Source organism: Streptomyces sp. NPDC008086 (assembly GCF_042957325.1).
In the GTDB taxonomy this organism is placed as follows: Bacteria; Actinomycetota; Actinomycetes; order Streptomycetales; family Streptomycetaceae; genus Streptomyces.
This window is the reverse complement of the sequence record NZ_JBIBIA010000004.1, coordinates 84,810-97,291: the sequence shown is the minus strand read 5'-3', so window position 1 is coordinate 97,291 and position 12,482 is coordinate 84,810. Positions and strand designations below refer to the sequence as shown.

Sequence of the window (12,482 nt, the reverse complement as noted above, 5' to 3'; positions counted from 1 at the left end):
CCACGGTCTTCGGGCGGTCGCGGTACGGGTGACTGCTCCGAAGGTAGGGAGGGCTCGTTTCCGCACTGTGGCCACGAGTGACCGGAAAGGAACTTTGCTCTCACCCGGCGAGATGGGTGGATGAGAGGTTTGCCGGCCGGGGCCCTCACGGGCGGGGGCGTCAGCCCTGCGGGGGCTGCCAGTGCGGGTTCTGCTGGGGGTAGGGGTGGGGCTGGCCGTACGGCTGCTGCGGCTGGGGCTGCTGCGGTGGCTGCGGCTGGCTGTACGGCTGCTGCGGCTGGGGCTGCTGCGGTGGCTGCGGCTGGCTGTACGGCTGCTGCTGGGGGCCGCCGTACGGGCCGGGGGTCTGGGGGGTGCCGTACGGGCCCGGGGCCGGGGCGGTGTACGGCTGCTGCGGTGGCTGCTGGCCGTAACCGGCGGGGGCGGCCGGGGGCTGGTTGCCGTAGGGGCCGGCGGCGAAGGGGTTGTGCTGGCCCGGGATCTGCGTGCCGGGCGGCAGATAGCGCACGCGCCCGCCCTGCTCGGTGATCGGTGTGAACCCGGCGGCCTGGAGGCGGGCCGCGAACTTGGCGTTGCGCTTGCGGGTGACGGCGAAGCCGATGCCGACGATCGCCATGAAGAACGCCCAGGTGAGGAACGCGGCGACCCAGGCGGCACCGTCCGCCCCGAGCCGCAGCCCGAGGATCACGGCGCCGATGGTGAGGCCGATGGCCGCGTAGCCCATCCGCTTCTCGGCGTTCTTGCCGGTGAGGTCGAAGTTGATCCGGGCCTTGAGGAGCTCGAAGGCGTCGGGGATCAGGGGCGGTACGGACACCCCGTCGCCGGCGTTCGGGTACTGCGCCCAGTTCTGCCCGGCGCGGGCGCGGGCCTGCGGGCTGGGGTCGGGGGCGATCAGCATGACGAGTGCGTTGTTCCGCCCGGCGCTCTGCCGTACGTCCACGTACTCGTACCCGAACTGCTGGGCGATGAAGGCGAGCCTGGCGAGCTTCTTCACCGAGGCCAGCGGACTGGTGAGCTCGACCGGCCCCCCGCTCGCCATCAGCCGCAGCATCTTCTGCACCTGCCGCTTGCTCATCAGCTACTGCTCCCCACCGGCCGCTGGCCCACCCGGCCACCAGGGCCGCCCCGTTCACTTGCGCAAGGCGATCAGTGTTCCACGGGGGTCTGACAGTCGGGTACGGCGGCCGGTGGGTTCACAGGATCTTGGGGGAACCTTGCCGGAGTTGACAGGTTCAGTGCCGCTTGGCGCCCTTGGCCCTGCGGCCGCCCGTCCGCTTCGTGGAACCGTCCGGCCACAACTGCGGCCTCCTCCTCGCCGCCAGATCCTCCGCCCACCCGAACCACACGATGCAGCTTCCGATGAGTACCCAGGTCAAGGCGAGGACCGGCCAGGGGCTTTCCAGGAGCCAGGAGAAGTGCATCCACATCAGGTCGATGCCCCACAGCTGGTCCCACATGGTCGCGGCGATGAGGATGCAGGTGTTGTGCCAGAGGTAGATCGTCACCGCGCGGGAGTTGAGCAGGGTGATCAGTCGGTCCCAGCGGCGCAGGCGGCGTGGCCACTCGGACCAGGAGGGGCTGAGGTGGAGGAGGAGCAGGACCGTGCCGAAGGACCAGAGGGCCTGTGCGAGGGGCATGCTGTCGAGGTCGTTGCCTTCGCCGAAGTCGTGGTTGAGGGCGTACCAGAGGCCGACCAGGGCGAACACCGGGGCCACGGACGGCACGACGTAGCGGGGCAGCCGGCGCAGGATGCCCTCCTGGTGGGCCATGCCGAGGATCCAGCAGGCGCCGAAGGTGCTGAAGTCGGTGAGGGCGGACGGGATCCGCTCGCCGGGGAGGTTGAGGTAGCCCAGCTCGAAGGCCGCCGACAGGGCGAGCGGCGCGAGGAGCGTGGCCAGCGGCATCGCGCGCAGGGCCTTGAGCAGGAACGGGGAGAGCAGGACGTACCAGAGGTAGGCGCGGATGTACCAGAGCGGTCCGGCGAGGTCGGAGGCCCAGTTCTCGCCGATGAAGCCGTGCAGGCCGGGGAGGCCCTCGCCGTAGGGCGGATCGCTGAGCGGGACGACCCAGTAGGCGAGGTGGATCCACCACCAGCCGGGGTGGCCGTCGGCGTCCGGACCCCAGCCCTGGATCACCATGCCGGTGACGCCGACCACGCCCAGCAGCCACAGCGGGGGCAGCAGCCGGCGTATGCGGCTCCTGATGACCTGCATGGCCGGGCGCTTCAGGGAGCGGGCCATGAGGTTGCCGGCGAGGGCGAACATCACGCCCATGGACGGGAAGACCAGGGGCAGCCAGGCCCAGCCCGTCAGGTGGTAGAGGACCACGCGGAACAGGGCGAGGGCGCGCAGGAGGTCGAAGTAGCGGTCCCGTACCGGGGCCTTGCGGCCGGTCTGCTCGGGCGTCGTCCCCGGTGGGAGCGGGGTCGCCGCGTCGGACGTCGGAGCGGTCGCGGGGGTGGGGGCGGGGGGGTTCATCGGACCGGCCTCTCGTCCATGATCTGCCGACGCTGGGCCGGAACGGTCGGCGGGGCGGACACCCCGCCCTTGCGCCGCAGCTTCTGCCAGCGCAGCCGGCCGCCGGTGAGGGCGGTGATCCAGGACTGGAGCAGGACGACGTACATGAGCTGTCGGTAGAGGATCTGCTGGAGCGGGAGCGAGATGAGCGGGGTGAGGGGCTCGCGGTCCAGGACGAAGGCGTAGGCCGCGCAGACCACCTGGATGGCGAGGACGCCGAACCAGGCGAGGATCGTCTTCTCGGTGGGGCCGAAGACCAGGCCGTAGACGAGGAAGACGTCGATCAGCGGGGCCAGCAGCGGGGCCAGGACCATGAAGAGAGACACCAGGGGCAGACCCACCCGGCCGAAGCGGCCCGACGGGCCCCGGTCCACCAGCGCCCTGCGGTGCTTCCAGATCGCCTGCATCGTGCCGTACGACCAGCGGTAGCGCTGGGACCACAGCTGCTGGACCGACTCGGGGGCCTCGGTCCAGGCCCTGGCCTTCTCGGCGTACACCACGCGCCAGCCGTCGCGGTGGATCGCCATCGTGATGTCGGTGTCCTCGGCGAGGGTGTCGTCGCTCATGCCGCCGACCCGCTCCAGGGCCGAGCGCCGGAAGGCTCCGACGGCGCCGGGGATGGTCGGCATGCACTGCAGGACGTCGTACATACGGCGGTCCAGGTTGAAGCCCATCACGTACTCGATGTGCTGCCAGGCGCCGATGAGGGTGTCCTTGTTGCCGACCTTGGCGTTGCCGGCGACCGCGCCGACGCGCGGGTCGGCGAACGGCTGGACGAGCTCGCGGACCGTGGCCGGCTCGAAGACCGTGTCGCCGTCCATCATCACGATCAGGTCGTACCGGGCGTTGGCCAGGCCGCGGTTCAGGGCGGCCGGCTTGCCCGCGTTGAGCTGGCGGATGACGCGGACGTTCGGCAGGCCGAGACCCTCGACGATCCGGGCCGTGCCGTCGCTGGAGCCGTCGTCGATGACGATGATCTCGACGGGGTGTTCGCTGCGCATCAGGGACCGCACGGTGTTCTCGATGCACTTGGCCTCGTTGTACGCCGGGACCAGCACCGACACCGGTTCGGTGACCGGCGCGTTCGGGCCCCAGCTGAAGTCGCGGCGGCGGGTGCGGCGGGCGTGGATGCCGGAGAGCAGCAGCATCAGGCCGAAGCGGGCGATGACGAGGGAGCCGATGGCGGCGAGGCCGACGACCAGGACCGCGGTGATGTTGTCGGAGGCGTCGACGAGGAAGACCCAGGCCTTGCCCTTCCACAGGTCGAGGCCGGTGACCTCGGTGTGGGCGCTGGGGGCGTCCAGGGCCTCGGTGAGGTTCTGGAACTCGTAGCCCTTCTCCTGGAGTTGGGGGATGAGCGTGTCCAGGGCCCGGACCGTCTGGTGCCGGTCGCCGCCGGAGTCGTGCATCAGGACGATCGCGCCCTTGCCGGGCTTGGGCGTGGAGTTGCGGACGATGGCCTTGACGCCGGGCTTGCGCCAGTCCTCGCTGTCGGTGTCGTTGACGATCGTGATGTAGCCGCGGCTGCCGATGTACTCGGTGACCGGCCAGGAGTTGTTGTCCATGTTCTCGGACTTGGACGAGTACGGCGGCCGGAAGAGGGAGCTGCGGATGCCGACCGCGCCCGCGAGCGCGAGCTGGTTCTGGGAGAGCTCCCAGTCGACGCGCTTCTTGGACTGGTAGGAGAGGTCGGGGTGGTTGAAGGTGTGCAGACCGATCTCGTGGCCCTCGTCCACCATGCGCTGGACCAGGTCCGGGTAGCGGGAGGCCATCGTGCCGGTGATGAAGAAGACGGCGTGCGCGTCGTTGCGCTTCAGGGCGTCCAGTACCTTCGGCGTCCACTCGGGGTCCGGGCCGTCGTCGAAGGTGAGGACGACGCTGTCGTCCGGCACGCGCAGTGTGGTGGCCTTGCCGCCGCGGGTGTCGATGACGGGGCCGCCCTTGAGGACGTCCCGCGGCACCTTGTCGTTGGCGGCGGCGGGCGCCACCCGGTAGTCGGCCAGGATCTCGCTGTGGACGTAGCCCCGCAGCATCAGCATCGCCATCAGGGCGACGAGGACGAGGCAGGGGAGCAGCAGGCGCATGGGCACGCGGCGGCGCCGGGAGCCGTCGGGGGCTCCCTTCGCGGGGCCGTGACGGCGGGTGCGGGATGCCATCAGAGGGTGTACTCCGGGGACGGGGCGGCGGGTGCGGGAGCGGTGGCGCCCGGTTCCTGGGCGATGGGTGACGGGTCGCTCGGACCGTCGGCGACCGTGCCGGTGCCGGGTTCGTCGACGGTCGGGGTGTCGGTCGGCGTCTCGGTGGGGCCGCCGCCGTCGGTCGGGGTGGGGTCGGGGTCGGGCACGGTGGGCTCGACGGTCGGGTCGGGGTCCTGGGTGGGATCCGTGTCCGGCTTCACGCTGGGCTTGGTGGCGCTCGGCTTCGGGTCGGCGGACGCCCCCGGGCTCTCGACGCCGGCGGACGCGCCGGGCTCGGAGACGCCGGCGCCCGGGGACGGGGTCGTACCGGCGTCGGCCGTCGGGGAGACGCCCGGGGAGACGCTGCCGGTACCGGACGGCGCGGGTGCCGACTCGGCGGGCAGCGGCGGGGTGTCGACCTGACCGGCCGGCTGCTCCTTGGGCCCCTCCACGGGCAGCCACGGCGCGTCGGAGTTGCCGGACAGCACGGTGGCGACGATCACGACGGCGTACACCGCGCAGGCGAGGGCCACCGCCATGCCGATCCGCCGGAAACGACGACTACGACGCCCCGACTCGTCGACGAACACCGGCCCGTCGGACCCCTCGCCGCCCCCGCCCGGCGCGTCCTTGGCCGCGCGCAGCATGTTGTCCAGCTGCAGTCCTACGCCGTCGAGCTGGATGGTGACCTCGTGCGGGTCATGGGTGGCACCGGGCGCACCGTCGCCCCCGCCCGCCACCTCGGCCGCCTCGTCCCTCTCGGCCCACGGGTCCCGGACGGCGGGGGCGACCCGCGTCTCACCGGGCACCGGGAACGGCTCGTTCCGGGAAGCCGGGGCCGCGTCGAACCCGGCGGCCCGGGACGCGTCGGCCCTGGCGGCCGGGGCGGCCGAGGGTGCGTCGGCCCGGGCGGCCTGCGCCGCATGGCGCCCGGCAGACGAGGACGCGCCGCTCTTGGAGGTCGAGGACACGCCGTCGCCGGAGGCCCGAAAGGCACCGTTCCCGGAAGCCGACGACGGCCCCTCCCCGGTAGCCCGGAACGCGTCGCTCCCGGAACCCGGGACCGTGCCGTTCCCGGAAGCCCGAAGCCCGTCGCCCCCAGCAGCCGACGACGCCCCCTCCCCGGAAGCGCCGAACACGCCGCCCGCGGAAGCCGACGCCCCGTCGCTTCTGCGAGTCGGCGGGCGTCGGTCGAAGGCCGACCAGGCCTCCGTCTTCCCCGTGGGCCGGGCGGAGCCCCCCGGCGCCGGTCCGCCGACCGCCGGAAACACCGCGGTCTCGTCCGCGTCGGAGGCGGGCCCGCCGGACGCGGACCCGCCCAACGCGGACACACCGGACGCGGACCCGCCCACCGTGAACACACCGGACGCGGCCCCGCCAGAAGAGGAATCACCGGAAGAGGAACCCGTGGCGGACGAACCGGACCCACCCCCCAGGACCTGTGTCTCGTCGGCGTCCGAGGACGCGCGGGCGCCGCCGGGGAGTCTCTCCGTCTCCCTCGCCTCGGACCGGGAGCGAGGGCCCCGACCAGGGACCTCGGTCTCCCCGGTCGCCGGGAAGGCCTGGGTGTCACCCCGGGAGCCCCCCACGGAAGCACCGCCGCCGGAGCCCCCAGCGATCTGGGGCCACTCCGGTTGGGCGTCTTCTCGCCACTTCTTCACACGCACGCACATCCCCCCACGGGACCGTTCCGGGTGCGCGTACGACACTGAGCACCCGTCGCCGTACCGAGCCCCCACCCGGCCGAGCGCCCCCCTATTACCACACCGTGCTCAGGCCCCGAATGTAGCGCACGCGGAGGTTTCGTGTTTGCCGCGTGTCAATTGTGCGCGCTCATAGTGGCCGAATCCTTGGCCGAAAGCCACCCGCCCGCGGGCCTCCGCAGCCACCCCTCCTCGGCCGCGACCTGGGCCGCAGCCCGTCGAAGGGTGTCGAACGCCGGGTGCGCGAGTCCCGTTCGCCACACCAGGGAAACGGGTGACAGCGGCACGGGATCGATCAAGGGACGCAGCAAGGTCCGGGGCATGGGCGGGAAGTCGACGACGACGAGCACGGGCGTCCGCGTCCTGACCATGATCCGCTCGAACTCCTCGTCGCCCACGGCTAGCGGAGCGGGCGCCGCGAGCTCGATGCCCCGCCCCTCGAAGAGCCGGCGCGCGAGATCGGTCCACTCCGGGGTACGGGGGTTCCCGGCCCCGGCGTAGACGACCTCTCCCGCGAGCGCGGCGAGCGGTACCGCCTCCCGTGCCGCCAGCGGATGATCCTCGGGGAGCAGGATCGCCATGGGCTCGTAGCGGACCGGCTGATGGTCGAGCCCCGCCCGCAGCGCCGGGTCCAGGCCCGCGAACCGCCCGAAGGACGCGTCCAGCCGGCCGGCGGCCATCTCACCGGCCGCCCACGTCAGGCCGCTCTCGTAGCGGGCCATCAGCTCGTACTCGGGGGCGAGTTCGCGGGCCCGGCGCAGGACGCGGCGCGGGGTGCCCAGGCCCGGGGAGTTGAGGTCCACCAGCAGGGCGCGCGCCTGCCCGAAGGCGGCGAGCAGGTCGTCCTGGGCCTGCAGGGCGCGGCGCGCGTACGGCACCAGCCGCTCACCGTCGCCCGTCAACGTGACCTGCCGGGTCGTCCGTACGAACAGCTCGGCCCCCAACTCCCGCTCCAGCCGCCGTACGTCCCGGCTGAGCCCCTGCTGGGCGACGTACAGTCGCGCCGCGGCACGCGTGAAGTGCAGCTCCTCAGCGACGGCGAGGAAGGCGCGCAGGAGCCGGGGGTCGAGGTCAGCGGGCATGCCGGGAAACATACAGCTCACGCCCGTCACACGGCGGCGGCAGCACTCCTCATCGCAACCCCCTAAAGGGGCGCGGGGAACTGCGCGACCAGCCCCCACGGCGCCGCACCCAAAAGCAAACCCATCTCACCGCACCCCTCACCGCTGAACCCGCGGAGCGACCCGTACGGACGCCGGCCCCTTCGCCATCAACGTGATCCCCGCCCCGAGCGGCACCTCCCCCTCCCCCACCTCCTCGAACACGAACTCCCGCAGCAACACGGCCAACCCCGACACCGACTCCAGCATGGACAGATGCTGCCCGATACACGCCCGCGGCCCCCCACCGAAGGGAAACCAGGCGTACCGAGGCCGCCGCGCCTCCGCCTCGGGTGTGAAGCGGGAGGGGTCGAACCGCTCGGCGTCCGGCCAGTGGTCGGGGTGGCGCTGGGTGACCCAGGGGCTGACCAGGAGGTCGGCACCGGCGGGTATCCGTACGCCGTCGATCTCCGCCTCGGCGACGGCCCGGCGGCCGATCACGGGCGCGGAGGGATACAGCCGCATCGCCTCCTTCAGCACCATCGTCAGATACGGCAGCGCCTCCATGTCGTCCGCGGTGGGCGCCCGTCCGCCGGGGCCGCCGAGCACCTGGTCCACCTCGTCCCGTACGCGCCGCTGCTCCTCGGGGTGCCGGGCGAGGAGGTGCAGGGCGAAGGCGAGCGCGGTGGCGGTCGTCTCGTGGCCGGCCAGCAGGAAGATGAGGACCTGTTCGCGGAGTTCCTCGGCGTCGAGGCTGCCGTCCTCGGCGTTCTCGGCGTGCACGAGGAGGGTGACCAGATCGTCCCGCCCCTCGCTGTCCTCCCGGCGGCCCGCGATGATCCCGTCGCACAGCGCGTGCAGCTCCGCCTGGAGACGTCCGGCGCGGCGGTTGGCGGGCGTGGGCCAGGTGCGCGGCAGCTTCAGCGGGGAGAAGCCGCGCTTGAGGGAGTACTCCTGGAGTGCGGGCAGGGTGCGCCCGACGACCTCGAACGCCTGGTCCACATCCGTACCGAAGAGGATCCGGCCGACGACGCGCAGCGCGAACCGGTGCATTTCCCCGACCAGCTCGACGGTCCCGTCGCCCGTCGTCCCCCGCCACGCGGCGGCCAGCGCGGTCGCCTCCTCGGCCACCTGGGCGGCGTACCCGTTCACCCGGCGGCGGGTGAACAGCGGCTGCACGAGGCGCCGTTGGCGCAGGTAGGCGTCGTCCTGGCTGGTGAGCAGTCCGTTGCCGACGGACTGGCGCAGTTCCTCGTAGAAGGTGTTGTCCTTGCGGAAGTTGGCGGCCTGGGTGGCCAGCACCTGCTGGGCGCCCTCGGGTGAGAACACGGCGTAGATCTCGGACCGCAGTCCCGGCGGTCCGGCCCGGAAGCGCACCACGTCCCCGTGGTCGCGGCGGGCCCGCAGATAGGCGGCGAGAGGATCGTTCAGCAGGTCGCTCATCGAGCCGAGTAACGCGCTCCCCGTCACGATCGGCGCCTGGGCGGCCGTCGTCGTCATCGTCATGGTGCCCCCATTCCCGTGCCGCCCCATTGACTCACCCCGGGGTCACACATACCTTCGCCAATCGAAGCGCTTCGACACTCTTGATCGAAACGATTCGACAGAGGACCGAGGACCGGACGCTGCGAGGGATCCCCCACATGAAGTTCACCGACGGCTACTGGCTGCTGCGCGAAGGCGTCACCGCGGCCCACCCCGCCGAAGTCCTGGACGTCACCGAGTCGGACGGCGCCCTGGAGATCCACGCGCCGACCCGGCCCATCCGCTCGCGCGGCGACCTGATGACGGGACCGGTCATGACGATCAACGCCCACACCCCGATGCCCGACGTCATCGGCCTCACCCTCACCCACTTCAGCGGCGAGCAGCCGCGCGGCCCCGAGTTCGAGCTCAGCGGGTCGGCGGAGACGGTCCCGCAGATCTCGTACGACGACGAGCACGCCACCCTGACCTCCGGCGCGCTGTCGGTCCGGGTCGCCCGGGAAGGTTCCTGGCAGGTCGACTTCCTGGCCGGCGGCCGCACCCTCACCTCCAGCGGCCCCAAGAGCATGGGCATCATGCGGGACGCGAGCGGCGCGCACTATCTGCGCGAGCAGCTGGGCCTCGGTGTCGGTACGTCCGTCTACGGCCTCGGCGAGCGCTTCGGACCGCTGGTGAAGAACGGGCAGGTCGTCGACATCTGGCAGGCCGACGGCGGCACATGCAGCGAGCAGGCGTACAAGAACGTGCCGTTCTTCCTGACCGACGCGGGCTACGGCGTCTTCGTCGACCACCCGGGCAAGGTCTCCTTCGAGGTGGCCTCGGAGGTCGTCTCCCGGGTGCAGTTCAGCGCGGAGACCCAGGAGCTGACGTACTACGTCGTCTACGGCCCGACGCCGAAGGACATCCTGCGCAAGTACACGGCCCTGACCGGCCGCGCCGCGCTGCCGCCCGCCTGGTCGTTCGGGCTGTGGCTGTCGACGTCCTTCACCACGTCGTACGACGAGGAGACGGTGGCGTCGTTCGTGGACGGCATGCGGGAGCGTGAACTGCCGCTGTCCGTCTTCCACTTCGACTGCTTCTGGATGCGGGAGTTCCACTGGTGCGACTTCCAGTGGGACCCGCGCGTCTTCCCCGACCCCGAGGGGATGCTGGCCCGGCTGAAGGCGAGGGACCTGCGGGTCTGCGTCTGGATCAACCCGTACATCGCCCAGCGCTCCCCGCTGTTCGCGGAGGGCAGGGAGCTGGGGTACCTGCTGAAGCGGCCGGACGGGAGCGTCTGGCAGTGGGATCTGTGGCAGCCGGGCATGGCGCTGGTCGACTTCACCCTGCCGGCGGCCCGCGACTGGTACGCGGCGAAGCTGGAGGCGCTGCTCGCGCAGGGCGTCGACTGCTTCAAGACGGACTTCGGCGAGCGGGTGCCGGTCGACGTGGTGTGGTCGGACGGCTCCGACCCGGAGCGGATGCACAACTACTACACCTACCTGTACAACCGCACCGTCTTCGACGTGCTGCGCAAGCACCGCGGCGAGGAGGAGGCGGTGGTCTTCGCGCGTTCGGCGACGGCGGGCAGCCAGAAGTTCCCGGTGCACTGGGGTGGCGACTGCGAGGCCACGTACGAGTCGATGGCGGAGTCGCTGCGCGGCGGTCTCTCGCTGGGCCTGTCCGGCTTCGGGTACTGGAGCCATGACATCGGCGGCTTCGAGGGCACGCCGTCGGCCGCCCTGTTCAAGCGGTGGCTGGCGTTCGGGCTGCTGTCCTCGCACAGCCGGCTGCACGGGTCGTCGTCGTACCGGGTGCCGTGGCTGTTCGACGAGGAAGCGGTGGACGTGGCCCGCCACTTCACCCGGCTGAAGCTGCGTCTGATGCCCTATCTGTACGAGGCCGCCCGCGCCGCCCACACCGAGGGCGTGCCGATGATGCGGGCGATGGTGCTGGAGTTCCCGGACGATCCCGGGTGCGCGCATCTTGAGCGGCAGTACATGCTCGGCCCGGACCTGCTGGTGGCGCCCGTCTTCAGCGACGAGGGGGACGTGACGTACTACGTCCCCGAGGGCACCTGGACCGACCTGCTCGGCGGGCGGACGGTGACCGGGCCGCGCTGGGTGCGCGAGAAGCACGGCTTCGCGAGTGTGCCGCTGCTGGTGCGGCCGGGTGCGGTGATCCCGGTGGGCGCGGTGGACGACCGGCCCGACTACGACCACGCCGACGGGGTGACGCTGCGGGCGTTCGGGTTGGAGCGGGGCGCGCGGGTGACGGTGCGGGTCGGGGAGACGGTCTTCACGGTCGTACGGGAAGGGGACACCCTGCGGGCGTCGTGCGCCGACCCGGCCGCGCCCTGGGGGCTGGCGGCGGGCGAGCGCGAGGCGCGGGCGCGGGCGGGGACCGGGTTTCTCTCGCTGGAGCTGGGCTGATGGTGAGGATCACGGACGTGGCGCGGCACGCCGGGGTCTCGCCCAGCACCGTGTCGTACGTGCTCAGCGGCAAACGGCCGATCTCCGACGAGACCCGGCGCCGCGTCGAGGAGTCCATCCGCCTGCTCGGCTACCGTCCGCACGCCGGCGCCCGCGCCCTGGCCGGCCGCAGGTCGAACGTGCTGGCCCTGGCGGTGCCGCTGCGGCCGGGTATCGACGTGCCGGTGGCGATGCGGTTCGCGGTGTCGGTGGTCACGACGGCCCGGCGCCACGGCCATGACGTGCTGCTGCTGACCCAGGAGGAGGGCGCGGAGGGGCTGCGGCGGGTCGTGGACACGGCGTTGGTGGACGGGCTGATCGTCATGGACGTGCAGTTGGACGATCCCCGGCCGACGCTGTTACGCGACCTGGACCGGCCGTCGGTGATGATCGGCTTCCCGGCCGATCCGGAGGGTCTGACCTGCGTCGATCTGGACTTCAGGGCGGCGGGTGAGGTGTGCGTGGAGCATCTGGCGCGACTCGGCCACCGAGCGGTGGCGCTGGTGGGGTCGCCGCCGGAGGTGTACGTGCGGGGGACGGCGTTCGCCCAGCGGGTGGTGCGCGGCTTCACCGCCGCCGCGGACCGGGGACGGCTCGCCTCCACCGTGCACCCCTGCGAGGCCTCGCCCGAGGCGGCGCGCGTGGTCGCCGAGCGACTGCTGCGGGAGCAGCCCGGGTTGACGGGGGTCGTCGTCCACAACGAGGCGGTCCTCGGGCCCCTGATCGACGCGTTCGAGGACCTGGGTCTGCGGGTGCCGGCCGACCTGTCGGTCACCGCGATCTGCCCGGACGAGGTCGCCGCGTCGCTGCGCGTACCGGTCACGTCGATCGCACTGCCCGCCGACGAGATCGGCACCCGGGCCGTGGAACTGCTGATGAGGAAGCTGGCCGGGACGGCCGCACCGGAGACGACGCTGCTGCCGCCCAGGATGACGGAACGGGGGAGCACGGCACCGCGGGCCATCGCGTGAGAGAGCCTCAGGGGTGGAGGCGCGGCGTCGCGACGGGTCGGCACGGGACGGCGCCGCGGGCCATCGCGTGAGGGGGCTTC

General features: G+C 72.2%; 8 protein-coding genes. 2 read left to right on the top strand and 6 right to left on the bottom strand.

Features of this window, described 5'->3' with window-relative positions:
* Positions 1-160: 160 nt before the first annotated feature.
* The 6 genes from ACFZBP_RS14635 to ACFZBP_RS14610 form a co-directional block, all read right to left on the bottom strand.
* Positions 161-1,075 carry a hypothetical protein gene (locus tag ACFZBP_RS14635; protein WP_391413191.1) on the bottom strand — a complete coding sequence of 305 codons (915 nt, stop codon included), beginning with the start codon at positions 1,073-1,075 and terminating at the stop codon, positions 161-163.
* Between the two features lie 157 nt (positions 1,076-1,232).
* The gene (locus tag ACFZBP_RS14630) at positions 1,233-2,477 is read right to left on the bottom strand and encodes an acyltransferase family protein (protein ID WP_391413189.1); all 1,245 of its coding nucleotides are present in this window, start codon (positions 2,475-2,477) and stop codon (positions 1,233-1,235) included.
* On the bottom strand, positions 2,474-4,672 hold the full coding sequence (locus ACFZBP_RS14625) for a glycosyltransferase (protein ID WP_391413187.1): 2,199 nt from the start codon (positions 4,670-4,672) through the stop codon (positions 2,474-2,476). Before ACFZBP_RS14625 ends, ACFZBP_RS14630 begins: the two co-directional genes overlap by 4 nt.
* A complete protein-coding gene (locus tag ACFZBP_RS14620) occupies positions 4,672-5,664 on the bottom strand; it encodes a hypothetical protein (protein WP_391413185.1) in 993 nt (330 codons plus the stop codon). Before ACFZBP_RS14620 ends, ACFZBP_RS14625 begins: the two co-directional genes overlap by 1 nt.
* Positions 5,665-6,512: 848 nt before the next feature.
* Positions 6,513-7,478, bottom strand: coding sequence for a LysR family transcriptional regulator (locus tag ACFZBP_RS14615; protein WP_391413183.1), 966 nt, complete (start codon positions 7,476-7,478; stop codon positions 6,513-6,515).
* A gap of 138 nt (positions 7,479-7,616) precedes the next feature.
* On the bottom strand, positions 7,617-9,002 hold the full coding sequence (locus tag ACFZBP_RS14610) for a cytochrome P450 (protein ID WP_391413180.1): 1,386 nt from the start codon (positions 9,000-9,002) through the stop codon (positions 7,617-7,619).
* 137 nt (positions 9,003-9,139) lie between these two features.
* Between ACFZBP_RS14610 and yicI the strand changes: the two genes are divergently transcribed.
* Together yicI and ACFZBP_RS14600 are read left to right on the top strand one after the other, a co-directional pair.
* Complete coding sequence (yicI, locus tag ACFZBP_RS14605; RefSeq protein ID WP_391413178.1) at positions 9,140-11,392, top strand: alpha-xylosidase; 2,253 nt, start codon at positions 9,140-9,142, stop codon at positions 11,390-11,392.
* Entirely contained in the window at positions 11,392-12,402 is a 1,011-nt protein-coding gene (locus ACFZBP_RS14600) for a substrate-binding domain-containing protein (protein ID WP_391413176.1), read from the top strand. Before yicI ends, ACFZBP_RS14600 begins: the two co-directional genes overlap by 1 nt.
* Positions 12,403-12,482 lie beyond the last annotated feature (80 nt).